This is a genomic window from Streptomyces omiyaensis (assembly GCF_014650895.1).
GTDB lineage: Bacteria > Actinomycetota > Actinomycetes > Streptomycetales > Streptomycetaceae > Streptomyces > Streptomyces omiyaensis.
Genome location: NZ_BMVV01000022.1, coordinates 49,375 through 74,755, shown reverse-complemented (window position 1 = coordinate 74,755; position 25,381 = coordinate 49,375). Strand labels below are relative to the sequence as shown.

Annotated in this window: 27 protein-coding genes; 15 read left to right on the top strand and 12 right to left on the bottom strand. The window is 73.7% G+C overall.

What is annotated here, in order from left to right:
- Window positions 1–84: 84 nt before the first annotated feature.
- Together IE287_RS28840 and IE287_RS28835 are read left to right on the top strand one after the other, a co-directional pair.
- The gene (locus IE287_RS28840; RefSeq protein ID WP_189852157.1) at window positions 85–1,266 is read left to right on the top strand and encodes a thiolase C-terminal domain-containing protein; all 1,182 of its coding nucleotides are present in this window, start codon (window positions 85–87) and stop codon (window positions 1,264–1,266) included.
- A 62-nt stretch (window positions 1,267–1,328) separates the two neighbouring features.
- On the top strand, window positions 1,329–1,982 hold the full coding sequence (locus tag IE287_RS28835) for a pyridoxine/pyridoxamine 5'-phosphate oxidase (RefSeq protein WP_189852156.1): 654 nt from the start codon (window positions 1,329–1,331) through the stop codon (window positions 1,980–1,982).
- A 72-nt stretch (window positions 1,983–2,054) separates the two neighbouring features.
- Here IE287_RS28835 and IE287_RS28830 read toward each other — a convergent pair whose 3' ends face one another.
- From IE287_RS28830 to IE287_RS28810, 5 genes are all read right to left on the bottom strand, one after another.
- Entirely contained in the window at window positions 2,055–3,914 is a 1,860-nt protein-coding gene (locus IE287_RS28830; RefSeq protein ID WP_189852155.1) for an AMP-dependent synthetase/ligase, read from the bottom strand.
- Window positions 3,915–4,153: 239 nt separating this feature from the next.
- Window positions 4,154–4,819 (bottom strand): TetR/AcrR family transcriptional regulator, encoded by a 666-nt coding sequence (locus IE287_RS28825; protein WP_189852154.1) that lies wholly within the window; start codon window positions 4,817–4,819, stop codon window positions 4,154–4,156.
- Window positions 4,820–4,909: 90 nt separating this feature from the next.
- Entirely contained in the window at window positions 4,910–6,250 is a 1,341-nt protein-coding gene (locus IE287_RS28820) for a dicarboxylate/amino acid:cation symporter (protein WP_229883794.1), read from the bottom strand.
- A 420-nt stretch (window positions 6,251–6,670) separates the two neighbouring features.
- Window positions 6,671–7,438 (bottom strand): GntR family transcriptional regulator, encoded by a 768-nt coding sequence (locus IE287_RS28815; protein ID WP_189852152.1) that lies wholly within the window; start codon window positions 7,436–7,438, stop codon window positions 6,671–6,673.
- Complete coding sequence (locus IE287_RS28810) at window positions 7,438–7,983, bottom strand: GntR family transcriptional regulator (protein ID WP_189852151.1); 546 nt, start codon at window positions 7,981–7,983, stop codon at window positions 7,438–7,440. Before IE287_RS28810 ends, IE287_RS28815 begins: the two co-directional genes overlap by 1 nt.
- Window positions 7,984–8,102: 119 nt before the next feature.
- Here IE287_RS28810 and IE287_RS28805 point away from each other — a divergent pair, with 119 nt between their 5' ends.
- Window positions 8,103–8,249, top strand: a complete 147-nt coding sequence (locus IE287_RS28805) for a hypothetical protein (RefSeq protein WP_189852150.1) — start codon at window positions 8,103–8,105, stop codon at window positions 8,247–8,249.
- A gap of 249 nt (window positions 8,250–8,498) precedes the next feature.
- On the opposite strand, the gene IE287_RS28800 is transcribed toward IE287_RS28805, so the two are convergent.
- Window positions 8,499–8,765 (bottom strand): DUF4229 domain-containing protein, encoded by a 267-nt coding sequence (locus IE287_RS28800; RefSeq protein WP_189852149.1) that lies wholly within the window; start codon window positions 8,763–8,765, stop codon window positions 8,499–8,501.
- A gap of 213 nt (window positions 8,766–8,978) precedes the next feature.
- Here IE287_RS28800 and IE287_RS28795 point away from each other — a divergent pair, with 213 nt between their 5' ends.
- Both IE287_RS28795 and IE287_RS28790 read left to right on the top strand, forming a co-directional pair.
- The gene (locus IE287_RS28795; RefSeq protein WP_189852148.1) at window positions 8,979–9,512 is read left to right on the top strand and encodes a GNAT family N-acetyltransferase; all 534 of its coding nucleotides are present in this window, start codon (window positions 8,979–8,981) and stop codon (window positions 9,510–9,512) included.
- A 110-nt stretch (window positions 9,513–9,622) separates the two neighbouring features.
- Window positions 9,623–10,498 carry an AraC family transcriptional regulator gene (locus IE287_RS28790; RefSeq protein WP_189852147.1) on the top strand — a complete coding sequence of 292 codons (876 nt, stop codon included), beginning with the start codon at window positions 9,623–9,625 and terminating at the stop codon, window positions 10,496–10,498.
- Between the two features lie 49 nt (window positions 10,499–10,547).
- On the opposite strand, the gene mqnE is transcribed toward IE287_RS28790, so the two are convergent.
- Complete coding sequence (gene mqnE / locus IE287_RS28785) at window positions 10,548–11,711, bottom strand: aminofutalosine synthase MqnE (protein ID WP_189852146.1); 1,164 nt, start codon at window positions 11,709–11,711, stop codon at window positions 10,548–10,550.
- Window positions 11,712–11,801: 90 nt separating this feature from the next.
- A complete protein-coding gene (locus IE287_RS28780; RefSeq protein WP_030495192.1) occupies window positions 11,802–12,257 on the bottom strand; it encodes an Lrp/AsnC family transcriptional regulator in 456 nt (151 codons plus the stop codon).
- Window positions 12,258–12,381: 124 nt separating this feature from the next.
- Here IE287_RS28780 and IE287_RS39190 point away from each other — a divergent pair, with 124 nt between their 5' ends.
- Window positions 12,382–12,507, top strand: a complete 126-nt coding sequence (locus IE287_RS39190) for a hypothetical protein (RefSeq protein WP_268255003.1) — start codon at window positions 12,382–12,384, stop codon at window positions 12,505–12,507.
- Here the strand turns inward: IE287_RS39190 and IE287_RS28775 are convergent.
- The 3 genes from IE287_RS28775 to IE287_RS28765 form a co-directional block, all read right to left on the bottom strand.
- The gene (locus tag IE287_RS28775) at window positions 12,504–13,196 is read right to left on the bottom strand and encodes a UbiX family flavin prenyltransferase (protein ID WP_189852145.1); all 693 of its coding nucleotides are present in this window, start codon (window positions 13,194–13,196) and stop codon (window positions 12,504–12,506) included. The two genes, IE287_RS39190 and IE287_RS28775, sit on opposite strands and share 4 nt — an antisense overlap.
- A 267-nt stretch (window positions 13,197–13,463) precedes the next feature.
- A complete protein-coding gene (gene mqnP, locus IE287_RS28770; protein WP_189852144.1) occupies window positions 13,464–14,366 on the bottom strand; it encodes a menaquinone biosynthesis prenyltransferase MqnP in 903 nt (300 codons plus the stop codon).
- Complete coding sequence (locus tag IE287_RS28765) at window positions 14,363–15,814, bottom strand: menaquinone biosynthesis decarboxylase (RefSeq protein WP_189852143.1); 1,452 nt, start codon at window positions 15,812–15,814, stop codon at window positions 14,363–14,365. The genes mqnP and IE287_RS28765 overlap by 4 nt, the downstream gene beginning before the upstream one ends.
- A gap of 90 nt (window positions 15,815–15,904) precedes the next feature.
- On the opposite strand from IE287_RS28765, the gene IE287_RS28760 reads away from it, so the two are divergent.
- The 3 genes from IE287_RS28760 to IE287_RS28750 are packed head-to-tail and all read left to right on the top strand — an operon-like array spanning window position 15,905 to window position 17,333.
- Window positions 15,905–16,291 carry a PLD nuclease N-terminal domain-containing protein gene (locus tag IE287_RS28760; RefSeq protein WP_189852142.1) on the top strand — a complete coding sequence of 129 codons (387 nt, stop codon included), beginning with the start codon at window positions 15,905–15,907 and terminating at the stop codon, window positions 16,289–16,291.
- Window positions 16,288–16,461, top strand: coding sequence for a hypothetical protein (locus IE287_RS28755; RefSeq protein ID WP_189852141.1), 174 nt, complete (start codon window positions 16,288–16,290; stop codon window positions 16,459–16,461). The genes IE287_RS28760 and IE287_RS28755 overlap by 4 nt, the downstream gene beginning before the upstream one ends.
- Entirely contained in the window at window positions 16,461–17,333 is an 873-nt protein-coding gene (locus tag IE287_RS28750) for a LysR family transcriptional regulator (protein ID WP_189852140.1), read from the top strand. Before IE287_RS28755 ends, IE287_RS28750 begins: the two co-directional genes overlap by 1 nt.
- On the opposite strand, the gene IE287_RS28745 is transcribed toward IE287_RS28750, so the two are convergent.
- On the bottom strand, window positions 17,245–18,165 hold the full coding sequence (locus tag IE287_RS28745) for a DMT family transporter (protein WP_189852139.1): 921 nt from the start codon (window positions 18,163–18,165) through the stop codon (window positions 17,245–17,247). The genes IE287_RS28750 and IE287_RS28745 overlap by 89 nt on opposite strands.
- A 168-nt stretch (window positions 18,166–18,333) precedes the next feature.
- Between IE287_RS28745 and IE287_RS28740 the strand changes: the two genes are divergently transcribed.
- From IE287_RS28740 to IE287_RS28715, 6 genes are all read left to right on the top strand, one after another.
- Complete coding sequence (locus IE287_RS28740) at window positions 18,334–18,954, top strand: flavodoxin family protein (RefSeq protein ID WP_189852138.1); 621 nt, start codon at window positions 18,334–18,336, stop codon at window positions 18,952–18,954.
- Between the two features lie 49 nt (window positions 18,955–19,003).
- A complete protein-coding gene (locus tag IE287_RS28735; protein ID WP_189852137.1) occupies window positions 19,004–19,456 on the top strand; it encodes a nucleoside deaminase in 453 nt (150 codons plus the stop codon).
- On the top strand, window positions 19,449–20,357 hold the full coding sequence (locus IE287_RS28730) for an isopenicillin N synthase family dioxygenase (RefSeq protein ID WP_189852136.1): 909 nt from the start codon (window positions 19,449–19,451) through the stop codon (window positions 20,355–20,357). The genes IE287_RS28735 and IE287_RS28730 overlap by 8 nt, the downstream gene beginning before the upstream one ends.
- A gap of 86 nt (window positions 20,358–20,443) precedes the next feature.
- A complete protein-coding gene (locus tag IE287_RS28725; protein ID WP_189852135.1) occupies window positions 20,444–22,504 on the top strand; it encodes a hypothetical protein in 2,061 nt (686 codons plus the stop codon).
- A 4-nt stretch (window positions 22,505–22,508) separates the two neighbouring features.
- Window positions 22,509–24,041 (top strand): ABC transporter substrate-binding protein, encoded by a 1,533-nt coding sequence (locus tag IE287_RS28720; protein ID WP_189852134.1) that lies wholly within the window; start codon window positions 22,509–22,511, stop codon window positions 24,039–24,041.
- 101 nt (window positions 24,042–24,142) lie between these two features.
- Entirely contained in the window at window positions 24,143–25,372 is a 1,230-nt protein-coding gene (locus IE287_RS28715; RefSeq protein ID WP_189852133.1) for an FUSC family protein, read from the top strand.
- The last annotated feature ends 9 nt before the right edge of the window (window positions 25,373–25,381 follow it).

The following is a 25,381-nucleotide window of genomic DNA, read 5'->3' as shown; positions in this document are numbered from 1 at the left end:
GTCCGTCATGCTAGGTCTCCGGAGGGGCGGTTGCCCAGAGCGACGCGGGTCCCGATCGAACGGATCTGATGTACCGTCAGATCCATGACCGCCATCGGCACCACCTCACGCAGCAGCCGGGGCCGCCGCCGGGTCGCCGTCGCCGGCGTCGCCCTCTCCGACTGCGGCCGGGTCGACGAGGCCACCCCCCACGCGCTGCACGCCCAGGCCGCCCGCCGCGCCCTCGCCGACAGCGGCCTCGACCGCTCCCTCGTCGACGGACTCGCCTCCGCCGGGCTCGGCACCCTCGCCCCGGTCGAGGTCGCCGAATACCTGGGCCTGCGCCCCACCTGGGTGGACTCCACCGCCGTCGGCGGCGCCACCTGGGAGGTCATGGCCGCCCACGCGGCCGACGCCATCGCCGCCGGGCACGCCAAGGCGGTCCTGCTCGTCTACGGCTCCACCGCGCGCGCCGACGTCAAGGCCCGCCGCCGCACCTCCAACCTCTCCTTCGGCGCCCGCGGCCCGCTCCAGTTCGAGGTGCCGTACGGGCACACCCTGGTCGCCAAGTACGCGATGGCCGCCCGCCGCCACATGCACCGGTACGGCACCACCCCGGAGCAGCTCGCCGAGGTCGCCGTCCGGGCGCGGGCGCACGCGGCCCTGAACCCCGAGGCCATGTTCCGGGAGCCGGTCACCGTCGACGAGGTCCTCTCCGGCCCGATGATCGCCGACCCCTTCACCAAGCTGCACTGCTGCATCCGCAGCGACGGCGGCTGCGCGGTGCTGCTGGTCGCCGAGGAGTACGTCCCCGACACCGCGAAGGCGCCCGTCTGGGTGCTCGGCACCGGCGAGCACGTCTCGCACACCACGATGTCCGAGTGGGAGGACTTCACCGTCTCCCCCGCGGCCGTCAGCGGCCGGCTCGCCTTCGAGCGGGCCGGGGTCACCCCCGACGACATCGACGTCGCCGAGATCTACGACGCCTTCACCTACATGACGCTGGTGACCCTGGAGGACCTCGGCTTCTGCGCCAAGGGCGAGGGCGGGGCCTACTTCGCCGGGAAGGACGCGGTGCCGGTCAACACCGACGGCGGCGGGCTCTCCGCCTGCCACCCCGGCATGCGCGGCCTCTTCCTCCTCGTCGAGGCCGTCCGCCAGCTCCGCGGCGAGGCCCCCGGCCTCCAGGTCCGCCGCCCCGACGGCACCCTCCCCCGCCTGGCCCTCGCCTCCGGCACGGGCGGCTGGTTCTGCTCCTCGGGCACGGTGGTCCTCGGCCGCGACTGAGCCGTGGGGGCGCGGCCGGACGCGGCGCCCCGCGCCGGGCCCGGCCCGCCTACGCTCGCCGCATGAGCGACTTCCACCACGTCCTGCGCTCGCTGCGCGTCTGGGACACCGCACTGCCCTCCTTCGACCCGGCGTCCGCGCCGCCCGAGCCCCTCCCGCTCTTCCACGAGTGGTTCACGGCCGCCGCGGCCGCCGGGCAGCCGGAGCCGCACACGCTCTCCCTCGCCACGGCCGGCGCGGACGGCCGGCCCGACGTCCGCACGGTGATGCTGCACGACGCCGACGCCCGGGGCTGGCACTTCGCCTCGCACGCCACCAGCGCGAAGGGCCGCCAGCTCGCCGCCCGCCCCGAGGCCGCGCTCGGCTTCTACTGGCCGGTCCAGGGCCGCCAGGTCCGGGTCAGGGGCCACGTCACGACCGCGCCCCCCGAGGAGGCGTACGCGGACCTCCACGCCCGCACCACGGGCGCCCTCGCCGCCGCCCTCACCGGCCGCCAGAGCGAGCTCCTGGACTCCCCGGAGACCCTCGCGGCGGCGAGCGACGCGGCCTGGCACCGCGCCGAGACCGAGCCGGACGCGGACGCCCCGACCTGGACGCTGTACCTGGTGGAACCGGTCGAGGTCGAGTTCTTCCAGGGCGACGCCCGCCGCCGCCACCTCCGGCTGCGCTACCGCCGCACGGCCGGGGGCTGGACCCGCGAACTCCTCTGGCCGTAGCGCCGGGTACGCGGCCGTCCCTTCCGGATCCCGCCCGGCCCCCGCAGCCCGGCGGGCTCCGGAGGGGACGTCCTAGTCGGCGCAGTCGGCGTGCTCCCCGTACATCGACTCGATCTCCCGCGCGAAGTCCCTGACCACGGCCCGCCGTTTGAGCTTCAGCGACGGCGTGAGGTGGCCCGAGGCCTCGGAGAACTCGGTGGTGAGCACCCGGAAGGCGCGGATCGACTCGGCCCGCGAGACCAGTCGGTTGGCGTCGTCCACCGCCTTCTGCACCACCGCGAGGAGCTCCTCGTCCCGGGTCAGCTCCCACAGCGCCAGGTGGTCCTTCCGCCGCATCCGCCGCCAGTGGGCGAGGCCCTCGTGGTCCAGGGTGATCAGCGCGGTGACGTACGGCCGGTCGTCGCCGACCACGACGCACTGGGCGACCAGCGGATGGGCGCGCAGCCAGTCCTCCAGCGGGGCGGGGGCGACGTTCTTCCCCGCGGAGGTGACGAGGAGGTCCTTCTTGCGGCCGGTGATGGTGAGGTAGCCGTCGTCGTCGAGGGAGCCGAGGTCGCCGGTGGGGAACCAGCCCCCGTCGGTGTACGGGACGGCGGTGCCGCGCTGCGCGTCCCAGTAGCCGGCGAAGACGTGCGGGCCGCGCAGCCACACCTCGCCGTCGGCGGCGATCCGCACCCCCGTGCCGGGCAGCGGCAGGCCCACCGTGCCGGTGCGCGGGGCGAGCGGCGGGGTGACCGTGGACGCGGCCGTGGTCTCCGTCAGGCCGTACCCCTCGAAGACCTCGACGCCCGCGCCCCGGAAGAACTCCGCGAGCCCCACGCCCAGCGGCGAACCGCCGCAGATCACGTACCGCACCCGGCCGCCCAGGGCCGCCCGGATCCGCCGGTAGACCAGCGGGTCGTAGAGGGCGCGCGCGGCCCGCACCGAGAGGGTGGGCGCGTCGGTCCGCCCGAAGCGGCGGGCGGCGCGCGCGGCCCGGTCGAAGGCGGCGCCCTTCCCGGCGCGTTCGGCGGTGGCCCGGGCCCGGTCGTGGACCTTCTCCATCACGTACGGGATGGCGAGGAGGAAGGTCGGACGGAAGCCGGCCAGGTCGTCGAGGAGCGCGTCGCCCTCCACCGTCGGCGCGTGCCCGACCCGTACCCGCGCGCGGACGCAGCCGACGGCCACCATCCGGCCGAAGACGTGCGAGAGCGGCAGGAAGAGCAGGGTGGACGGCGGTTCGCCGCCCTCGGGGGCGAAGACGGGGTGGAGGAGCCTGACCGCGTTGTCGACCTCGGCGAAGAAGTTGGCGTGGGTGAGGGCGCAGCCCTTGGGGCGGCCGGTGGTGCCCGAGGTGTAGACGAGGGTGGCGAGGGCGTCCGGGGTGAGCAGCCCCCGCCGGGCGGTCACCGTCTCGTCGGGGACCCGGGCCCCCGCCCTGCGGAGCTGGTCGACCGCTCCGGAGTCGAGGACCCACAGGTGGCCGAGCCCGGGCAGCCGGCCGCGCTCGGCGGAGACGAGCCGGCCCTGTCCGGCGTCCTCGACGACGCAGGCGACGGCGCCGGAGTCCTGGAGGATCCAGCGGGTCTGGAAGGCGGAGGAGGTGGGGTAGACGGGGACGGTGACGAGTCCGGCGGCCCAGGCGGCGAAGTCGAGCAGGGTCCACTCGTAGGTCGTCCGGGCCATCAGGGCGAGCCGGTCGCCGGGACGGAGCCCGTGGGCGACGAGGCCCTTGGCGACGGCGTGCACCTCGGCGGCGAAGCGGGCGGCGGTGACGTCCCGCCAGGTCCCCTCCCCGTCCTTCCGGGAGAAGACGACGGCGTCCGGTGCCTGGCGGGCGTTGTCGTACGGCAGGTCGGCGAGCGAGCCGCGGTCCACCCGGGGCACGAGGGCGGGGGCGGAGACCTCCCGGACCCGTCCGTCGACTCGGATGAGGGCGAGGTCGGTCGACACGGGCGGCTCCTCGGTTCTGCGCGATGGACGAGAGGTCGTGCGTCGTGGAGCAGAAGTGCGGAGGTGCGTGGTGGAGCGGCGGTACGGCCGTACGGAGACGGCGCGGACGTGCGGACGTGCGGACGTGCGGACGTGCGGAAACGAAGCGGAAGCACGGCGGCACGGAGACGGAGCGGAAGCGCGGCCGTACGGAGGCGGAGCGCCGTTGACTAGCCGGTAACCTTACTGCGGGGTAAGGCTCATCGGGGAGACCAGCGCTCGTTTTTCATGAGGTTTCCGAGCCCGGACCAGGCGAAGTTCATCAGCGTGGCCGCCGCCTCCCGCGCCGACACCCCGGGCGTCTCGTTGGCCCAGGTCGCCAGCGACTCCGCCGACCCCACCAGGGCCTGCGCCAGCGCGGCCACGTCCCGCTCGCCGATCGCGGCCCCGCCGTGGGCCGACCGCGCCGCCTCGCCGATCAGCCCGGTCACGAAGCCGGCGATCTCCTCCCGCATCCGGGCGGCCTCGGTCGCGAACGGCTCGCCCTGCGTCCGGGCGTGCCGGCTGAGCACCGCCCAGGCGTCCGGGTGGTCGGCGGCGTGCCCGAAGAAGGCCAGCAGACCCGCCCACAGCCGTTCGTCCGGCGGCGCGGACACGTCGGCCACGACCTCGGCGACCGCGTCGAGCAGCGCCTGCGCCTCCCGCCGGATGCAGGCGGTGAAGAGCTCCTCCTTGGAGTTCAGGTACAGGTAGACCAGCGGCTTCGACACCCCGGCCAGCTCGGCGATCTCGTCCATCGACGCCGCCTGGTACCCGTGCCGGGCGAAGCAGGCCACGGCGGCGTCCATCATCTGCCGCTCGCGCACGGCCCGCGGCAGCCTCTTGGTCCCCGCCACGTCTCTCTCCGCCCTCGCCGTCCCGACCATGATCGTCAGAGGTGTCCGCAGAAGCCTACGTGCCCCCCGCCCGGACGGGGGCGAGGGGCACGAAGGCGTACGGAGGTGTACGGGAAGGGGTCAGGCCGCGGCCACGACCGCCTTCTCCGGCTCGGTCTCGCGGCCCTCCGCGGGGTCGTCGATCGGGGACGCCGAGGCGTTCTCGTAGGCCGTGTGGTCGAGGATCTTCTCGCGGGCGGAGACGATCACCGGGACGAGCGCCTGGCCGGCGACGTTGGTGGCGGTCCGGATCATGTCGAGGATCGGGTCGATCGCCATGAGCAGGCCGACGCCCTCCAGCGGGAGGCCGAGGGTGGACAGGGTCAGCGTCAGCATGACCGTCGCGCCGGTCAGACCGGCGGTGGCCGCCGAGCCGATCACCGAGACGAAGGCGATGAGCAGGTACTCCTTGACGCCGAGCTGGACGTCGAAGATCTGCGCGATGAAGATCGCGGCGAGCGCCGGGTAGATCGCGGCGCAGCCGTCCATCTTGGTGGTGGCGCCGAACGGGACGGCGAAGGAGGCGTACTCCTTCGGGACGCCGAGGCGCTCGGTGACCTTCTGGGTGACCGGCATGGTGCCGACCGAGGAGCGGGAGACGAAGGCCAGCTGGATGGCGGGCCAGGCGCCCTTGAAGAACTGGAGCGGGTTGACCTTGGCGACGGTCGCGAGCAGCAGCGGGTAGACGCCGAAGAGGACCAGGGCGCAGCCGATGTAGACGTCGGCGGTGAAGGTCGCGTACTTGCCGAGGAGGTCCCAGCCGTAGTTGACGATCGCCTTGCCGATGAGGCCGGCGGTGCCGATCGGGGCGAGGCGGATGACCCACCACAGGGCCTTCTGGAGCAGCTCCAGGATCGACTCGGAGAGGGAGAGGATCGGCTGGGCCTTCTCGCCGAGCTGGAGGGCGGCGATGCCGGCGACGGCCGCCATGAAGACGATCTGGAGGACGTTCAGCTCGGTGAAGGGCGTGATGACGTCCGTCGGGATGATGCCGGTGAGGAAGTCGATCCAGCTGCCCTGGCCCTCGGGCGCCTTGCCGTCGGCCGGGGTGAGGCCGGTGCCGGAGCCGGGGTTGGTGAGCAGGCCGATCGTGATGCCGATGGCGACCGCGACGAGCGAGGTGATCATGAACCAGAGGAGGGTCTGGGCGGCGAGGCGGGCCGCGTTGTTGACCTTCCGCAGGTTGGTGATCGAGACGAGGATCGCGAAGAAGACGAGCGGGGCGACGGCCAGCTTGAGCAGCTGGACGAAGATGCCGCCGACCTGGATCAGCGTCTCCTTCAGCCAGGCCACGTCCTGGCTGCGGGCGATCCAGCCGAGCAGGACGCCGAGCACGAGGCCGGCGACGATCTGGGCCCAGAAGGGGACCTTCGGTATCCGGGACGAGGGCTTGGCCTCGGTGGCGGACGCGGACGCGGACACGGACACACTCCACAGGGGGTCGTATCGGGGGGAGACCCGAGGGATACGGGGACGGGGGTGCGGCACTCTCGCGCGCTCTCGCGCGGGGGGCCGCTGCATGCTGCCGGGGAGACCGGGGCCTCAGGACTCGCGGCGACGACAGGCCGCGGACATACAGCGGCAGAGATCGACGTGCAGGCGCGCCACGAGCGGGATGCCCGGGACGTGAAGGAGGCGCACTGCGGTCGTCATGGCCGATACGTTAACACTTGAACTTTGAGAACCTCAAAGCTGTTCTTTGAGATCGATAACTGGCCACCCGTGCCCGAAACGCAGAACACCCCTGGTGGGAGCCGTGAAGCTCCCACCAGGGGTGCGCGATCTGTGAGGAACCTTACGCGCTCCTTACACAACTCCCCCACGCCCGAGAGCCGGAGGGGGCTACGTGACGGGCAGCCGGTAGCGCATCCGGTACCGGTGCGCCGCCTTCGTCATCAGCGTGGCCTCGATCGGCCGTCCTCCGTCCGAGCGGACCACCCGGAAGGCGACGAGGACCGGCATGTCCTTCGGGAGCTCCAGCGCCACGACCTCCTCCTCCGTCGGAATCTCGGACGACAGCTCGTCCACGAACTCGCGCGGAGGAAAGCCCATCGAGCCGAGGAGCGCCGGCGTGCCGCCCCGGATCCGCCGCGCCTCCAGCACCGCCGTGCCCTCGACCAGGCTCAGCGGGTAGTACGACCGCACGAGTTCGGTCGGCTCCTCGTCCAGGAGCAGGAGCTGCCTGCGGAGCACGGCCCGCTCGCCGTCCTCCAGCCGCAGCGCCTCCGCCACTTCCACCGGCGGAACGACGACCTCGACGCCGAGGAGCCGGACGCGCCCGGCCTGCCGCCGCTTCGCGGCCTCGGACAGCCACGGATACGCCTCGCCCGGCCCGGCCGGTCTCATGTAGGCGATCGGCTCGACGGATTCCTGCGCGTGGTGCCTCACGTACACGCCCTTGCCGGGCAGTCCTTCGAGGAGCCCCTCGGCCTTCAGCATCTGGAGCGCCTTCTGGACGGTCGTGTTGGCCACACCGCCGTACTGCTCCATCAGCTCGGCCGTCGAGCCGAGCTTGCTCCCCGGCGGGAGGTCGCCACGGGTGATCCTCCGCCGGAGCTCCGCCGCGATCTTCTGGTGCGGCGACCTGGGGTCCTCGAACTCCTTCGCCATCACGCGCCCCGCCCTCCGAGCCGGTACGTGAGGTGCCTGCCGGCCGGCATGGTCATCAGGGCCGCCTCCACCGGGGTCGCGTCGGCGGTCTTCGTCAGCCTGAGCAGACGGAGGACGGCGCTCCCCTCGGCGAGCCCCAGGTGCCCGCGCTCCTCCTCGCCGGCCAGGCCGGCACTCACGTCCTCGACGACCTCGGCACCGGCGTACCCCAGCTCCTTGAGCAGGGTGACGGCCCCGCCGGGCACCTTGCGGGGCTCCGCCAGGGGCGTGCCTCCGGCCACCGAGAGGGGGAAGTAGGAGTCGGCCAGCTCCACGGGCCGGTCGTCCAGCAGGATCAGCCGGCGCCTGACCACCGCCCGCTCGCCGACGGACAGCCCCAGGGCCACGCGAACGGCCTCGGGAGCCTCCGCCTCCCCCGCGTGGAGCAGCCGCTGACCGCCTCGGCGCCCGCGACGGGCGGCCTCCTCGGTCCACGCGTCGCTCCGGCCGGGCTCACGCGGGGCCAGGTACGGCGCGGTCTCACTGATCCACGCATCGCCCGACATGCTCTTCCCTCCAGCCGGCTCACTGTTGCCAGCGACCCTGCTTCCCCGCCCTCCCGGACGGACCGGAAGCATCCTTAAGCCCTTGCCGCTCAAAGCGGTTTACGCTTAAGGATCTGGTCATGGAGACGACGGATCCCGACGGACCACAGCATGGCGCGTCCGTCCCACCGTCGGGCCTGGGCCCCGCCCTCCGCGCCCGACCCGAGGCCGGGTGGCGGGAGTTCCTGGACCGCTGGTTCGAAGACTGGGAGGAGTCCCGGCAGTGAGCGAGACGTCCCGCGAAGGCCCGGAGCGCCACCCGCTCCTCCAGCGGACGGTCCGCGACATCGCGAACGGCGGCGAAGGGGTGCTGACGGCGGTCACGCACGAGCGGCACGGGGGGCGACTTCTCCGCATCGCGCACCTCCGGCCCGCCGTCGGTGCCGCCTGGACCACGGCGGCCGACAACATCGGCCCCACCCCGCGCCGTGACGCACCCGCCGGCGAGGCGCAGGCGCCGGGGGCGCCGGGGGCTCCTAGAGGGCGTCCTCGCGGGTGCGGTTCTCGTGGAGGCGGCCCTTGGCGCGGTCGACCTTCTCGACGATGTCGGCGCTGAGGTCGTCGCGCTGCTTGCGCAGGAGGACGAAGCTCAGGGGGGCCGAGACCACGATGGAGAGGAGCAGGACCCACAGGAGGTTGGAGTCACCGAGGCCGCGCGGGAGCGCGCCGAGGGCGACGAGGCCCCACAGGGCGAGGAAGCACCCGGCGAAGATGCCGAGCCGCATCAGCGAGTAGCGGAGCATGACCCACTCTTTCGTTCCGAGGTTCCGAATTTTCCCCATACGGGACGAGCGCCCCCCAGTGAAGCACGGGGAGGGGGGCCCGCCGGACGCGGGGTCGGGGACCGGGGCGTCCGCGCCGGTGGCGGGCGGGGCCGGGTCCGCCGGGCGCGGGGCGCGCGTCCGAGGGGCGGAACACCCTTGAGCCCAGGGAGGGGTAATAGATACAGTGGACCTATGACCCTTACTTTCGAGGCCGACCCGGCCGTGGACCCGGCCCTGACCGAGGGCATCCTCAGCCTCTGGGCGGACGTCTCCAACGCGGGCGGCGCCGTCGGCTTCGTCCCGCCCGTCACCCCGGAGGAGATCCGCCCCTCCCTCCTCAAACACCTCACCGGCATGGCCCAGGGCACCCACCGCCTCCTGGTCGGCCGGGACGAGGACGGCGAGGTCGCCGCCACCGCCTTCTTCAGCTTCAACAGCCACCGCCTGATGACCCACTGGGTGTGGCTGTACACGGTGATGGTCCACCCGAGGCACCAGGGCAAGGGGTACGGCCTCGACCTCATGGCGGCCGTCGAGCACACCGCCCGCACCGCCCCCGGCTTCGAGGCGGTCGAGGCCATCCGCCTCGGCGTGCGCGGCGGCACCGGCGTCGACTCCTTCTACGCCAAGGCCGGCTACAAGGAGGTCGGGCGCGTCCCCGACGCCATCCGCGTGGCCCCCGGCGACGACCGCGACGACATCACCATGCTGCTGCCCCTGACCTGACCGCACCGATCGCACCGCTCGCACCCGACCGGACCGGGCACCGATGGTCGGGTCCCGCGCCGCGCCGCTTTCCTACGGTGGGGACATCAGGAAACAGGAAGGACACCACCGTGCTGGAGGGCCTGAACCGGGCGCTGGACCACATCGAGGAGCGCCTCGACGGCGACCTCGACCCGGCCGAGCTGGCCCGGATCGCCACGACGTCCGAGTACCACTTCCGGCGGCTCTTCTCCGCCCTCGCGGGGATGCCGCTGTCGGAGTACGTGCGCCGCCGGCGGCTCACCGTCGCCGGCGGCGAGGTGCTCGCGGGGGAGCGGACGCTCCTGGAGATCGCGGTCCGCCACGGCTACGGCTCCGGCGAGGCGTTCGCCCGCGCGTTCCGCGCGGTCCACGGCATCGGCCCCGGCGAGGCCCGCCGCACCGGCGCCGCGCTCACCGCCCAGCCGCGCATGTCCTTCCGGCTCGTCGTCGAAGGGAACAGCAGCATGAGGTACCGCACCGTGGCCAGGGACGCCTTCCGGATCGTGGGCGACCGGGCCAGGGTCCCGCTCGTCCACGAGGGGGAGAACCCGGCGATCGCCGCCCAGATCCGCGGGCTCGGCCGGGAGACCCTCGACCGGCTCGCCGGCCTGTCGGCCGGGGCGCCCGCCGGGCTGGTCTCGGCCGTCGTCCACCTCTCGGACGACCGCGAGGAGGGCGCCGAGCTCGACCACTGGTACGGCGTGACCGCCGCGCCCGACGCCGACCCCGGGGGTTTCGACGCGCTCGACCTGCCGGCCGGCACCTGGGCCGTCTTCGAGAGCGAGGGCCCCTATCCGCAGGCGCTCCAGCACCTGTGGCGGGACGTCTTCACCGAGTGGTTCCCGTCCAACCCGTACGAGAGCCGCCCCGGCCCGGAGATCCTCTCGGTCCGGCCGGCGGAGGACTGGAGCACCGCCGCGGCGGAGCTGTGGATCCCGGTGGAGCACACCCGGGCGCGCGCGTGAGGAAGGCCCGGCGGGGGATCCCCCGCCGGGCCTCTCGTCGCCCGGGGCGTCAGACGCGCATCGCCTGCGGCGTCTCGCGCCGGTCCGCGTCCGGGCCCGGGTACTCGCGGATGATCTCGTACCGGGTGTTCCGCTCGACCGGCCGGAAGCCCGCGTCGCGGATCAGCTCCAGCAGGTCCTCGCGGGTGAGCTTGTTCGGCGTGCCGTAGTTGTCGGCGTCGTGCGTGATCTTGTACTCGACCACCGAGCCGTCCATGTCGTCGGCGCCGTGCTGGAGGGCGAGCTGGGCGGTCTGGACGCCGTGCATGACCCAGAAGACCTTGACGTGCGGCACGTTGTCGAAGAGGAGCCGGGAGACCGCGAAGGTCTTCAGGGCCTCGGCGCCGGTCGCCATGGTGGTGCGGGCCTGGAGCCTGTTGCGGACCTTGCCGTCCTTCATGTCCACGAAGTCGTGCTGGTAGCGCAGCGGGATGAAGACCTGGAAGCCGCCGGTCTCGTCCTGGAGCTCCCGCAGCCGCAGCACGTGGTCGACGCGGTGGCGCGGCTCCTCGATGTGCCCGTACAGCATCGTCGAGGGGGTCTTCAGGCCCTTCTCGTGGGCGAGCCGGTGGATCCGGGACCAGTCCTCCCAGTGGGTGCGGTGGTCCACGATGTGCTGCCGGACCTCCCAGTCGAAGATCTCGGCGCCGCCGCCGGTCAGCGACTCCAGGCCGGCCTCGATCAGCTCGTCGAGGATCTCGGAGGCGGACAGGCCCGAGATGGTCTCGAAGTGGTGGATCTCGGTGGCGGTGAAGGCCTTGAGGGAGACGTTCGGCAGCGCCTTCTTCAGCTCGGAGAGCGAGCGCGGGTAGTACCGCCACGGCAGGTTGGGGTGGAGGCCGTTGACGATGTGCAGCTCGGTGAGGTTCTCGCTCTCCATCGCCTTGGCGAGGCGGACGGCCTCCTCGATGCGCATCGTGTACGCGTCCTTCTCGCCCGGCTTGCGCTGGAAGGAGCAGTAGGCGCAGGAGGCGGTGCAGACGTTGGTCATGTTCAGATGCCGGTTGACATTGAAGTGGACCACGTCACCGTTCTTGCGGGTCCTGACCTCGTGGGCCAGCCCGCCGAGCCAGGCCAGGTCGTCGGAGTCGTAGAGGGCGATGCCGTCCTCACGGCTCAGCCGCTCCCCGGCGAGCACCTTCTGCTCCAGCTCCCGCTTGAGCCCCGCGTCCATCTCCGGCCGCCTCCCATATCTCCGAAATCAGGCTCCACCCACCGTACTCCCCGCCCTTCCGGCGGCGGGTACCCCCACCGCCGCCACGCGTCAGCCCTCCTCGGGCAGGTCCCCGACCCGGTTCTCCCACTTGGTGGAGAGCACGATCGTGGTGCGCGTGCGGGAGACGCCCTTCGTCCCGCTGAGCCGGCGGATGGTCTTCTCCAGGCCGTCGACGTCGCTGGCGCGGACCTTGAGCATGAAGGAGTCGTCGCCGGCGATGAACCAGCAGTCCTCGATCTCGGCGAGGTCCTTCAGCCGGCGGGCCACGTCCTCGTGGTCGGCGGCGTCGGAGAGGGAGATGCCGATGAGGGCGGTGACGCCGAGCCCGAGGGAGGCGGCGTCCACGGTGGCGCGGTAGCCGGTGATGACCCCGGCCGCCTCCAGGCGGTTGATGCGGTCGGTGACGGAGGGGCCGGAGAGCCCGACGAGCCGGCCCAGCTCGGCATAGGAGGCGCGGCCGTTCTCGCGCAGGGCCTGGATGAGCTGCCTGTCCACGGCGTCCATAGGTATACGACCTTCCATTGTCCAGCGATACCGCAAGTTTAGGTGTAGAATCTAAGGCATGCAGGGCCGTCACCCTGCGAATCTTTCAGCAGATCAAAGACGATCTTTCAGGAGTGAAGACACCGTGTACACGATCGAGATGGCCTACGCCCGTATGCGCGAGCTGCAGGACCTGGCCAACCGCTCGCGTGCCCACCAGCCCACCGCCGCCTCGAAGCGCGCCCGCAAGAAGGCCGCCAAGAAGCGCTAACCGGCACGGGGAGCCCCCGGAGATCCTCCTCCGAGCTCTCCCCGCCACCGGCGGTACAGCTCGTGCGGCACCCCTGCCGCGTCGAGCACCCGCCCCGCGACGAAGTCCACCAGATCCTGGATGTGCGTCGCCCCCGCGTAGAACGCCGGAGAGGCGGGCAGCACCACGGCGCCCGCCTCGTCCAGCGCCACCATCTGCTTCAGCGTCTGCCCGCTCAGCGGGGTCTCCCGCACCGCGACCACCAGCGGACGCCGCTCCTTGAGCGTCACGCTCGCCACCCGCTGCAACAGGTCCTTCGACAGGCCGAGCGCCACTCCCGCCACCGCGGCGGTCGAGGCCGGCACGATCAGCATCCCCTTCGCCGGGTACGACCCCGAGGACGGCCCCGCCGCCAGGTCGCCCGCCGCCCAGTACCGCACGTCGCTCACGTCCACGTCGCCGTACGCGTCCGGTTTCCCGTCCGCGCCCCGCGCCAGCCACGCCGCCAGGTCCTCGCGCCAGTGCGCGTCCCGGAAGGCGTTCCCCGTCTCGTCCAGCAGGGTCAGCCGCGAGGCCCGCGACACCACCAGGTCGACGCTCTCCCCCGCGGCGAGCAACCCCCTGAGCACGGCGGCGGCATAGGGCGTCCCCGACGCCCCGGACACCCCGACCACCCAGGGGCGACGCTGCTTGCTGTTGTTCGGCTCCACGCCGCCGAGCCTATCCGGCGGGACCTGCCGGGCGGTCGGTAAGGTGCCCCCGGCGTCCGCCGGACGGGGCGCGCGCGACACGCAGGGGGCCGCGACGACCTGGACCGGGCCCGCCGGCGGGCTCGGGATCCGGCTCTTCCCCCCGCCGGGGGGGCATCACGGCCGGCGCCTCCGGCCCGGGCTCCGGTCTCTTCGGCCCGCCGGTGACCCGGGGCTCCGCGGACCGGCGCCCGCCGGAGGCGGTCGCCGGCCCGGTGCCCGCCGCTCTCAGGGGGTGAGCCCGCGGACCAGCAGGTCGAGCAGGGCGCAGAGGAAGAGGGAGATCCCGATGAAGCCGTTGGTCGTGAAGAACGCCCTGTTGAGCCGGGAGAGGTCGTGCGGCTTCACGATCGAGTGCTCGTAGCAGAAGGCCGCCGCCACGATCACCAGACCGGCCCAGAAGAAGACCCCCGCGTCCGTCGCGAGCGCGTACCAGACCAGCAGGCCGGTGGTGACGACCGCCGAGGCGCGGGCGCCCCACAGCGCCGCCGGGATGCCGAAGCGGGCCGGCACCGACATCACGCCGTGCGCCCGGTCCGCCTGCACGTCCTGGCAGGCGAAGATCAGGTCGAAGCCGCCGATCCAGATGCCGACCGCGAGGCCCAGGATCACCGCGTCCCAGGACCACTCCCCGCTCACCGCGAGCCAGGCCCCGATCGGGCCGATCGCCTGGGCGAGTCCCAGGATCGCGTGCGGGAAGTTCGTGAACCGCTTGCCGTAGGGGTAGACGACCATCGGGATGACGGCCAGCGGCGCGAGCGCCAGGCAGAGCGGGTTCAGCAGCGCGGCCGCGCCGAGGAAGACGACGACCGCGATCCCGGCCCCGGTCCACGCCGAGCGCACCGACACCGCGCCCGTGACCAGCTCCCGGTTGGCCGTGCGCGGATTACGCGCGTCGATCTCCCGGTCGATGATCCGGTTGCAGGCCATCGCGAAGGTCCGCAGGCCCACCATGCAGACGGTGACGAGGAAGAGCGTCCACCAGTGGATCTCCCCGTCCAGCCGGAACATCGCGGTGAGCGAGGCGATGTAGGCGAAGGGCAGCGCGAAGACCGAGTGCTCGATCATCACGAGCCGCAGGAAAGCCTTGGTGCGCCCCGGCCGGGCGCCCGGGACCGCGGCCGTGGTCACAGCCCGTACTCCTTCCAGCGGCGGTCCACCAGGGCCGCCGTCGCCGGATCCGACTCCACCATGTCCGGCCAGCCGCCGTCCCGGGTGTAGCCCTCCTCCGGCAGCTTCTTCGTGGCGTCGATGCCCGCCTTGCCGCCCCAGAACTGCTGGTACGAGGCGTGGTCCAGGTGGTCGACCGGGCCCTCGACGACCGTCAGGTCGCGGGCGTAGTCGGTGTTGCCGAGGGCCCGCCAGGAGACCTCGTGCAGGTCGTGCACGTCGCAGTCCTTGTCGACCACGATGATCAGCTTGGTCAGCGACATCATGTGCGCGCCCCAGATGGCGTGCATGACCTTCTGCGCGTGCTTCGGGTACTTCTTGTCGATCGAGACGATCGCGCAGTTGTGGAAGCCGCCCGACTCCGGCAGGTGGTAGTCGACGATGTCCGGCACGATGATCTTGAGGAGCGGCAGGAAGAAGCGCTCCGTCGCCCGGCCCAGCGGCCCGTCCTCGGTCGGCGGCCGGCCGACCACGATCGACTGGAGCAGCGGGCGCTTGCGCAGGGTGATGCAGTCGACCTTCAGCGCGGGGAACGGTTCCTGCGGGGTGTAGAAGCCGGTGTGGTCGCCGAAGGGGCCCTCCGGCAGCATCTCGCCCGGCTCCAGCCAGCCCTCGACGACGACCTCGGCGTGGGCCGGGACCTGGAGCGGGACGGTCTTGCAGTCGACCATCTCGATCCGCTTGCCCTGCACGAAGCCGGCGAAGAGGTACTCGTCGATGTCGCCGGGGAGCGGGGCGGTGGAGGCGTACGTGACGGCCGGCGGGCAGCCGAAGGCGATGGCGACCGGCAGCCGCTCGCCGCGCTCGGCCGCGACCGCGTAGTGGTTCCGGCTGTCCTTGTGGATCTGCCAGTGCATGCCGATGGTGCGCTTGTCGTGGCGCTGGAGCCGGTAGAGCCCCAGGTTCCGCACGCCGGTCTCCGGGTGCTTGGTGTGGGTGAGGCCCAGGTTGAAGAAGGAGCCGCCGTCCTTGGGCCAGGTGAAGAGCGCGGGCAGCAGGTCGAGGTCGACGTCGTCGCCGGTCAGGACCACCTCCTGCACGGGGGCGTCCTTCACCTTCCTCGGCGGCACGTGGACCATCGAGCCCAGCTTGCCGAAGGCCTCCCGGACCCCGACGAAGCCGTGCGGCAGCTCGGGCTTGAGCAGCCCGCCGATCTTCTCGCTGATCTCCCCGTACGACTTCAGGCCGAGCGCCTTGAGGAGCCGCCGGTCCGTGCCGAACACGTTCATCGCGAGCGGCATGGAGGAGCCCTTCACGTTCTCGAAGAGAAGCGCGGGCCCTCCTGCCTTGTTCACCCGGTCGACGATCTCCCCGACCTCCAGGTACGGGTCGACTTCGGCCTTGATGCGCTTGAGGTCGCCTTCACGCTCCAGAGCCCTGAGCAGCGAGCGGAGATCGTCGTAAGCCATACGGGCAAGTATCGGTCACCGGCTACGCTGGACGTGTCACCGGGGCCGACTCGACGCGCCCCCGCCACCGTTTCCAGGGGGCTGTTCCACATGCTCAGGGCGCTGATGATCATCCTGCCGCTGGCACTGACGATCTATGCCTTCATCGACTGTCTGAACACCCCGGAGGACGAGACCAAGCACCTGCCCAAGGTGGTCTGGGTCATCGTCATCCTGCTGTTCTGGGTGGTCGGGCCGGTGGTGTGGCTCTTCGCCGGCAAGACCCGGCGGACCACCGCCCGCGGCGACCGGGGCGGCTGGGTGGCGCCCGACGACAACCCCGAGTTCCTCAAGTCGCTCGGCGGGGAGCGGGCGCAGGAGCGCAAGCAGCGGGACGAGGCCCCCTTCGACGACGGGGAGGCCGACCCGCGCCCCCGCGAGGACGACCTGAAGAAGCGCGAGGGCCGGGACGAGGGCGGCGAGGAGAAGGACGCGTGAGGCCACCGCACCGCCCCGCGGGCACCCCCCGCCCGACCGTCCCGACCACCCCCGCGCCCGCCGCACCGGCCGCCTCCGCGAGGGCCGCCGGGCCCGCCGCCGTCCGGACCGCCGCGCCCGCCGCCTGCGTCCGGACCGCCCCCGCCGCCGTCCCCTCCCCGGCCGCCTGATGGAGCTGCGGCTCCTCGCCACCTTCGAGAAGGTCGCCGAGGTGCTCTCCTTCACCCGCGCCGCCGCCGAGCTCGGCTACGCCCAGTCCAGCGTGACCTCGCAGGTCCGGGCCCTGGAGACCTCCCTCGGCACCGAGCTGTTCGAGCGGCTCGGCGGCCGCATCCGGCTCACCGAGGCCGGTGGGCGGCTGCTGCCGTACGCGCGCCGCATGGCCGAGCTGGCCGAGGAGGCCCGGGCCGCCGTCGCCGCCGGGGAGCCCGCCGGGACGGTCACCGTCGGCACGATGGAGTCCCTCACCACCTACCGGCTCCCACCGCTCCTGGAGTACCTCCACCACCGCCACCCGGCCGTCCGGCTCGCCCTGCGCCCCACCCTCGGCGACGCGACCCGGCAGGCGCTGCGGCAGGGCACCTATGACGTCGGCTTCCTGATGGAGGCCGGGACCGCGCACGAGGGCCTGGAGTCGGAGGTCCTCGGGCCCGAGCCGCTGGCCCTGGTCGCCGCCCCCGGCCACCCGCTCGCGGGCCGCGCCGGGCCGACCGCCGCGGACCTCGCCGGCGCCGGGCTGATCGGCACCGAGCCGGGCTGCGCCTACCGCGACCTCTTCGAGGCGGAGCTGGCCGGCTCCGGGGCGGAGTTCCTGGAGTTCGGCACCATCGAGGCGAGCAAGCGGGCGGTCGCCTCCGGCCTCGGGATCGCCCTGCTGCCCCGGGTCGCCGTCCGCGAGGAGCTGGCCTCCGGGGAGCTGGTGGCGCTGGACTGGGAGGCGCCGTTCACGCTCTTCACGCAGCTCGCGTGGCGGCGGGGGAAGCGGCTTCCGGCGCACGTGCGGCTGTTCGTGGAGCAGGCGCGGCGGTTCGCGCGAGAGTGACCTTCAGGCTCGCGAGGACGATCAGCGGGACGCCCAGCGCCTGCACGAGCCCGATGTGGTGCCCGTACACCGCCCAGTCGACGAGCATCGCGACCGCCGGGTAGGTGAAGGCGAGCACGGCGATCTTCGGGGTCGGCAGCTTGGCGTAGGCCGCGTACATGAGGACGTACATCAGCCCGGTGTGGATCAGGCCGAGGCCGGCCAGCCACCCCCACCCGGCGCCGAGCCCGGAGACCGCGCCGAGGTCGGTGAAGGGCAGCAGCAGCGGCACCCCGGCGGCCACCTGCACGAGGGCGATCAGGTGCGGGCGCACGCCGGTGATCCGCTTGGTCACGAAGGTGGCCAGCGCGTACAGGACGGCGGCGGCCAGCGCGTACCCGAGCCCGGCGAGGGAGGCGGTGTCGCCCGGCCGCACCCCGGAGACGAGGACGAGCCCGGCGAAGGCGACCGCGAGCCAGCCCAGCTTCCCGGCCGGGATCCGCTCCCGCAGCAGGAGCGCCCCCAGCAGCACGAGGAAGAACGGCTGCGTGTGGTAGACGACCGTGGCCAGCGAGATCGAGGTGGCGGCGTACGCCTCGAAGAGGAAGACCCAGTTGAAGACGATGAACACCCCGCCGAGGACGGCGAGTCCGAGCGTCCGCGCGGTGAAGCCGTGGCCGGTGAGGAAGCCCCGCGCCAGGCTGTAGAGGCCGAGCGCGACCGCCCCGAAGAGGCACCGGAAGAACACCACCTCGAAGGGCGACGCCCCGGACTCGACGACGAAGACGCCGAGGGTGCCGGAGAGCACCATGGCGAGGGTCAGTTCGACGGTTCCCCTGGTCTCGTTTCTCATGCCGGCGACGCTACGGAGCGCGGGCGGGCCCGGTCCACGGGCCACCGGGGCGTCCTGCCGATGCGGCCCATCGGAAGATTCGATGGGCGTGAGCGGAATACCCGCGCACGAGGGGTAGTTGGCACGGGGGCAGGCCCGCCCGCGCACGTCCACGAACCAGGAGCATCCATGTCACTCGACGCGACCCCCGGACCGGACCGCTCGTTCCTCTTCGTCCTCGGCAGCTCCCGCTCCGACGGCAACTCGGAGATCCTGGCCCGCGAGGCCGCCGCGCACCTGCCGGCCGGGGTCCGGCAGCGCTGGGTGGACCTGAACGGCCTGGCCCTGCCCGACTTCCAGGACGGCCGGCACGAGACCGACGGCCACCGGGCCCACGAGGTCGAGGAGGAGCTGCTGCGGGCCACGGTGGAGGCCACCGACGTCGTCATCGTCTCGCCCCTCTACTGGTACAGCCTCTCCGCGCAGACCAAGCGCTACCTCGACTACTGGTCGGGCTGGCTGAACGTGCCGGACTCGGACTTCAAGGAGCGCATGGCGGGCGGCACCCTGTGGGGCGTGACGGCCATGGCCGACGACGACCACGCCGTCGCGGACGGCCTCGTGACCGGCCTGAGCCTCTCGGCGGCCTACCTGCGGATGCGGTTCGGCGGCGTCCTCACCGGCACGGGCTCCCGCCCGGGCCGGGTCCGCGCCGACACGGGCGCGATGGCCGGCGCCCGGACCTTCTTCACCCGCGAGGCCCCCTTCGCGCGCTTCCCGTACGAGGAGAGGGCCGCCGCCGGCGTGTGAGCCGGCACCCGGGTGTGACGTCCCCGGTCCCGCGGGGAAGGCTTTCCGCATGGACCGGGAACAGGCGCGCCGCCGGCTCGGCATCGCCCTCGACGAGGCCCGCGCCGGGCTCCGCGAGGGCGGTGTCCCCGTCGGGGCCGCGCTCTACGGGGCGGACGGGGCGCTGCTCGGGCGCGGGCGGAACCGGCGGGTGCAGGACGGGGACCCCTCGGCGCACGCGGAGACCGACGCCTTCCGGGCGGCGGGGCGACAGCGCTCGTACCGGGGCACGACGATGGTGACGACGCTGTCGCCGTGCTGGTACTGCTCGGGGCTCGTGCGGCAGTTCGGGATCTCGCGGGTGGTCGTCGGGGAGGCGCGGACCTTCCGCGGCGGGCACGACTGGCTGGCGGAGCACGGCGTCGAGGTCGTCGTGCTGGACGATCCCGCGTGCGCCGCGCTGATGCGGGAGTTCATCGCCGCCCGGCCCGACCTGTGGAACGAGGACATCGGCCATGGCTGAGGCACGGCTCCCCACGATCGACCTGGCCCGCGATCCGGCCCCGCAGCTGCCCGCCGTGGACCGCGCCCTGCGCGAGGCCGGGTTCCTGCTGGTCAGGGGGCACGGGGTGGACCCCGGGCCGCGGGCCGCCCTCCGCGAGACGGCCCGCGCCTTCTTCCACCTGCCGGCCGCCGCCAAGGAGCCGTACGCGGTGCGGGTCGGCGGGCGGGGGTGGCTCGGGCCGGGCGCGGAGGCGAACGGCCACGCGGAGGGCACGGCGACGCCGCCCGACCTGAAGGAGTCGCTCTCCTTCGCGGCGGAGGAGCCGACCGGGGACCCGGCGGTGGACGCCGAGTGGTTCCTGCCGAACGCCTGGCCCGCGGCGGCGCCCGGGCTGAGGCCGCTGGTGGAGGCGTACCTGGGGGAGATGAGGGCGCTGTCGGACCGGGTGCTCGACCTGCTCGGGACGGCGCTCGGCGAGGAGCGGGACTTCTTCACCCGGCACACCGGCCACCCCACCTTCGGCTTCAACATCAACTGGTATCCGGGGCGGGAGCGGACGGGCGACCCGGAGCCGGGCCAGTTCCGGATCGGTCCGCACACCGACTTCGGCACGGTCACCGTCCTGGACCGGGAGGCGGGCAGGGGCGGCCTCCAGGTCTTCACGGACGCCGGCGGCTGGCAGGACGCGCCGCACGACCCCGCCGCGTTCACGGTCAACATCGGCGACCTGATGGCGGGCTGGACCGGCGGGCGGTGGCGCTCGGGGCGCCACCGGGTGCTGCCGCCGCCGGCCGACGCGCCCGGGGAGGAGCTGATGTCGCTGGTGTACTTCTACGAGTGCACGCCCGGCACCACGGTCCACGGCATCGAGTCCCACCGGTACCTGCGGGACCGCCTCGACAGCATCGCCACGGGCTGACAACACCTCGGCAACAGACCCGAAAAGACTCTCCAGTTCCCAACACCCCGTCGATATCCTTGAGTTGACTGCGACGGGGGTGGCGGGTGCACAGAGAGCTGTACGGCCGCGAGGCGGTCCTCGATCCGCACGGGCTCGCCGCGCGGCTCGTCGGGCTCGAACCGTACGGCCGGGGACGGGTGCCCTTCGAGCACGGCGAGGACCCGCCCGTCACCGTCTTCACCGGCGGCCGCGGCATGGGCAAGACCGTGCTGCTCAAGGAGGTCCGCAACCACTACCGCGGCCTCACCCCGCTCGCCCTCCTCGACTGCTCCGCCGTCGAGGAGCCCGCCGACCACGGGGCCGGCTGGTCCCCCGTCACCGGCGCCCTCGGCGAACTCGCCGTCCAGCTCGGCCGGCGCGCCGACGCCGTGCGGGCCGTGCCCTTCCCGCGCCTCTCGCTCGGCCTCGTCGCGGTCACCTCGGTCGGCTGGACCCGGGAGGACGACGAGCGGGCCCGCCGCGACCTGCTGCGGCTCGGCCCGCTGCTCGCCACCGTCGACGCCGGGCGGGCCGCGGCCGCGTCCTGGGTGGGCAACGTCCTCGCCAAGCTCGCCGGCACCGTCGCCGAGGCGGGCGCCCCCTTCGCCGGCGTGGTCGCCGAGGCCACCGTCGAGACCGTCGCCGACGAGTTCTTCCACCGCTTCCGGCAGGCCCCCGAGGAGTGGTTCGGCGGCTACCGCAACGCCGGCGGCCGCGGCCGCGCCGGGCTCCAGCAGCTCGCCGTGGACTTCGCGCAGGGCGGGCCGCGCCGCGAGGAGGCCGAGGCCTTCCTCGTCCTCACCCTCACCGAGGACCTCCTGCGCGCCTACACCGGGCTGCGCCGCGGCAGCCGCGTCGGGCGCCCCCTGGTCCTCCTCGACAACGCCCACGAACCCGTCGGCCGCGCCCTCGTCGAACCGATTCTGCGCGCCCGCGCCGACGGCCGCCGCGACCGCACCGTCGTCCTCGCCGGCTCCCGGCTCCACGACCACGAGGCACTGCGCCACGCCACCCGCCTGCGGCTGCCCGAGACCGCCCACCGGGCGCCCTGCCCGCGCACCGGCCGGGTCGGCTCCGGCCTCCTCGCCGTCGAGCTGACCCCCCTCACCCCCACCCAGACCCGCGCCGCCCTCGACCGCCACGACGCCTCCGACCTCGCCCCCGCCGCCCTCGCCCGGGCCGTCCACCGCCTCACCGGCGGCCGCCCCCTCGGCGTCGACCTGCTCGCCCGCGCCGCCGGCGAGGCCCCGCCCGCCGTCCGCCGCGGCCTCACCCCCGCCGGCCTCCTCGACCTGACCGTGGAGCTCCGCGAGGACTCCGCCCCCGTGCCGGTCGCCCCCGCCCTCCTCGCCGCCCTCCTGCCGGTCCCCCGGCCCGGCCCGTACGCGGTCCTCGCCGCCGCCCACGACGAGGAGTCCGCCCGCCGCCTCGCCCAGGCCCGCCTCGCCGCCGAGTCCCTCGACGGCGACGTCGCCCTGCGCGTCCGCGACCGGCTCCGCGCCGAGCACTGGGCCGACCACCCCCGCCACTTCGTCGGCGACCCGCTGCTGCGCGCCCTGCTGCTGCACCGGCTCCGCTTCGAGGACGGCGACCACCCCGGCTACTCCGCCTGGCGGGCCGTCCACGAGACCCTCCGCCGCCACTACGGGCCGCAGCCCGGCCCGTACCGGCTCCACCACGACCTCGCCCTCGGCGACACCGCCGAGGCCGTCGCCCACCTCCGGCTCACCTTCCCCGGCCCCGACGTCCTCGGCTGGCTCGGCCTGCTGCGGTTCGTCGCCGCCGCCCCCTACCCGCGCGAGCGGGGCCGCACCGGACCCGACCCGCGCCGGGCGGTCGCGCTCGGCCGGGAAGCCGACCCCGCGCTCCCCGACGGACTCGACCCCGACTCCGCCGAACTGCACCTCGCCCTGCGGCGGCTGCTGCACGCCGTATGGCTGCTCACCGATCCGCTCGCGCTGCCCGACGAGGAGGTCGCCGACCGGCTGGCGCACGAACTGCGCCGGCTCTCCGGCCGCCACCTCACCGGCAGCGGTCCACTGTGGGACGCGGCCGGCCACTGGCCGCGGGACATCCGCGCCTGGCGGGAGCTGTCGCTGCCGCCCGGGCGCGAGGACGGAGTCTGACGCCATGCTCGACCGGCTGCGCCGCCGCTTCTTCTGGACACCCCGGCAGAAGCTCCTCGGCACCCTCCTCGCCGCCTCGCTCGTGCTCGGCCTCGGCGGCTGGGGCCTCTACCTGTTCCTCGAACCGGAGGACCGTTCCTGCGCCACCGGGGTCACCCGGCCCGCCGGCAGCGAGGAGTGCGTCGGCGTGAACGGCGACGGGCACGACTTCCGGGTCCCCGCCCTGACCGCGATCACCGCCGCCATCGGGCGCGAGAACGCGAGCCTCAAGGCCGGCGAGTACGCCACCGTCGCCCTCCTCCTCCCGATCACCGCCGCCGACCCCGGCACCGGCGAGAAGATCCTCCGCGAGCTCCAGGGCGCCCACGCCTACCAGTACCGCGCCAACCACGAGTCCAACAGCGAGACCCCCAAGATCCGCCTGGTCCTCGCCAACACCGGCAACAAGAACGCCCACTGGCGCACCGTCGTCGACCGGCTCACCGGGATGACCGGCGCCCCCGACCGGCTCCGCGCCGTCTCCGGCGTCGCCACCTCCTCCGCCGAGGTGCGCGAGGCGGTGACCGCCCTCACCGGCGCCGGGATCGCCGTCGTCGGCACCACCATCACCGCCGACGACCTCGCCAACGGCCCCGGCCGCGACCGCTTCCCCGGGCTCGCCCGGGTCTCCCCCACCAACAGCGACGAGGCCAGGGCCCTCGCGAACTTCGGGAAGGTCGACGCGGCCCGCGCGATCCTCGTCCAGGACTCCCGCACCGGCGACCACTACATCGACACCCTGCGGTCCGCCTTCGCCGCCTCCCTGGAGGGCGCCCCCTACGAGCCGCAGCTCTACACCTCGCCCCCGGACAACACCGAGGAGGGCACCACCGCCAACACCTTCCGCCAGATCACCCACCTGATCTGCGACACCCGCGCCGAGACCGTCTTCTTCGCCGGCCGCCACACCCAGCTGCGCCAGTTCATCAACGCGCTCGGCTCCCGCGGCTGCGCCGACCGCGCCTTCACCGTCCTCACCGGCGACGAGGGCTCCTACCTGGGCGCCGACGAGAAGCTGAACCGCTCGGCCCTCGGCAAGAAGCTGACCGTCCGCTACGCGGCCCTCGCCCACCCGGACGCCTGGCAGCCCGCCCCCGGCCGGCCGGTGCCGACGACCGGCGGCTCGGTCGTCGCCTTCCGCACCTTCCTGACCGACATCGCGCGCACCGACCCGAAGCCGGTGCCGCTCCGCGACGGGCAGGCCATCGTGGCGTACGACGCGATGGCGACGGCCGTCCACGCCATCCGCCAGGCCACCCCCGCCGACGCCCCCTACCCCGAGCTCGCCGACGTCGGCACCCAGTGGCCGCAGGTCAAGGGCTCGCTGCGGGTCCAGGGCGCGAGCGGCTGGATCTGCCTGGACAACCACGGCAACCCCCACAACAAGGCGGTCCCCGTCGTGGAGCTCGCCCCGGACGGCACCCAGCGCTTCGTCCAGACCGCCTGGCCCGAGGGCCGCCCCCCGGCGGCGAGCTGCCTGCCGCCCAAGCGGGGGTGATCCCGCGCCCGCCCGGACGCATCCGCGCATGAGCGCGCGGCCGTCCGGGCAGGCGATGCTCCAGAGGCCCCCCGGGGCGGCCGACGGGACGAAGGCGGGACGTGGCACGCGACGGAGGACGCAAGGACCGGCGGGACGGCCCGCTCGCCCGCCTGCGCCGCGACCCGTTCGCCGTGCAGACCGTCCGGTCCACGGCGGCCGCCACCCTCAGCTACGTCGTCGCGCTGCGGCTCAGCAGCGAGCCGGTCCCCCTCACCGCGCCCCTCACCGCGCTCCTCGTCGTCCAGGTCACGCTCTACTCGACCCTCACCACCAGCCTCCGCCGGGTGAACTCGGTGGTCGTCGGCGTCCTCATCGCCATCGCCTTCAGCGCCGTCGTCGGCCTGTCGTGGTGGAGCCTCGCCCTCGTCATCCTGGCCTCGCTGCTGGTGGGGCGGCTCGTCCGGGTCGAGGAGTTCGTCCCCGAGGTCGCCATCAGCGCCATGCTCGTCCTCGGCGTCACCCAGGTCTCCGACACCGCCTGGGACCGCGTCCTGGAGACCCTCATCGGCGCCGTCGTCGGCATGCTCTTCAACCTCGTCCTCGCCCCGCCCGTCTGGGTCGACACGGCCGGCGACTCCATCGAGGACCTCGCCCGGCGGATGCGCCTGCTCCTCCTCGACGTGGCGGACGAGTTCACCGGGGCGCCCCCCGTCGAGCGGGCCGCCGTCCGGCTCCACGAGGCCCGCCGCCTGGACAACGACGTCGCCGACGTCGACGGGGCCCTGCGCACCGCCGAGGACAGCCTGCGCTTCAACCCCCGGGTCAAGGAGGGCCTCCTCCACCGGGTCGTGCTGCGCACCGGCCTCGACACCCTGGAGATCTGCGCCGTCGTCCTCCGGGTCCTCGCCCGCACCCTCACCGACCTGGCCAAACACCGCGAGGGGGACGAGCTGCTGCCGGAGCGGGCCGCCCTCTCCGTCCGGGAGACCGCCCAGTACACCGCCGACGCCCTGGTGAGCTTCGCCGTGCTCGTCACCGCGCGGGGCAGCGAGGCGGCCGAGGCGGCCGAGACCCGCCTGGCGGGCGAGCTGCGGGCGGCCCGCGCCTGCCGCGACGACGCCGCCGAACGCCTCCTCGCCCTCGCCCTCGCCGACCCCGGCCGCTGGCAGCTGTACGGGGCGCTGCTCGCCGAGGTCGACCGGATCCTCGACGAGCTCGACCCCGAGCACCGGGGCCGCCGGCTGATGGAGGAGCTCGACCTGCGGGTCCGCGAGCGCCGCGAACGCCACCGCCGGCTCACCCTCCGCGACCGGTGGAGTCCCCGCCGCCGGGCGCGGACGGGCGGATGAGCCGCCGCC

Bases quoted from the DNA above. Each gene is read 5' to 3' on its own strand.
- IE287_RS28840 (WP_189852157.1), top strand. From the start codon at position 85: ATGACCGCCATCGGCACCACCTCACGCAGCAGCCGGGGCCGCCGCCGG.
- IE287_RS28835 (WP_189852156.1), top strand. From the start codon at position 1,329: ATGAGCGACTTCCACCACGTCCTGCGCTCGCTGCGCGTCTGGGACACC.
- IE287_RS28825 (WP_189852154.1), bottom strand. From the start codon at position 4,819: ATGGTCGGGACGGCGAGGGCGGAGAGAGACGTGGCGGGGACCAAGAGG.
- IE287_RS28815 (WP_189852152.1), bottom strand. From the start codon at position 7,438: ATGGCGAAGGAGTTCGAGGACCCCAGGTCGCCGCACCAGAAGATCGCG.
- IE287_RS28810 (WP_189852151.1), bottom strand. From the start codon at position 7,983: ATGTCGGGCGATGCGTGGATCAGTGAGACCGCGCCGTACCTGGCCCCG.
- IE287_RS28805 (WP_189852150.1), top strand. From the start codon at position 8,103: ATGGAGACGACGGATCCCGACGGACCACAGCATGGCGCGTCCGTCCCA.
- IE287_RS28800 (WP_189852149.1), bottom strand. From the start codon at position 8,765: ATGCTCCGCTACTCGCTGATGCGGCTCGGCATCTTCGCCGGGTGCTTC.
- IE287_RS28795 (WP_189852148.1), top strand. From the start codon at position 8,979: ATGACCCTTACTTTCGAGGCCGACCCGGCCGTGGACCCGGCCCTGACC.
- mqnE (WP_189852146.1), bottom strand. From the start codon at position 11,711: ATGGACGCGGGGCTCAAGCGGGAGCTGGAGCAGAAGGTGCTCGCCGGG.
- IE287_RS28780 (WP_030495192.1), bottom strand. From the start codon at position 12,257: ATGGACGCCGTGGACAGGCAGCTCATCCAGGCCCTGCGCGAGAACGGC.
- IE287_RS28765 (WP_189852143.1), bottom strand. From the start codon at position 15,814: ATGGCTTACGACGATCTCCGCTCGCTGCTCAGGGCTCTGGAGCGTGAA.
- IE287_RS28760 (WP_189852142.1), top strand. From the start codon at position 15,905: ATGCTCAGGGCGCTGATGATCATCCTGCCGCTGGCACTGACGATCTAT.
- IE287_RS28750 (WP_189852140.1), top strand. From the start codon at position 16,461: ATGGAGCTGCGGCTCCTCGCCACCTTCGAGAAGGTCGCCGAGGTGCTC.
- IE287_RS28745 (WP_189852139.1), bottom strand. From the start codon at position 18,165: ATGAGAAACGAGACCAGGGGAACCGTCGAACTGACCCTCGCCATGGTG.
- IE287_RS28740 (WP_189852138.1), top strand. From the start codon at position 18,334: ATGTCACTCGACGCGACCCCCGGACCGGACCGCTCGTTCCTCTTCGTC.
- IE287_RS28735 (WP_189852137.1), top strand. From the start codon at position 19,004: ATGGACCGGGAACAGGCGCGCCGCCGGCTCGGCATCGCCCTCGACGAG.
- IE287_RS28730 (WP_189852136.1), top strand. From the start codon at position 19,449: ATGGCTGAGGCACGGCTCCCCACGATCGACCTGGCCCGCGATCCGGCC.
- IE287_RS28720 (WP_189852134.1), top strand. From the start codon at position 22,509: ATGCTCGACCGGCTGCGCCGCCGCTTCTTCTGGACACCCCGGCAGAAG.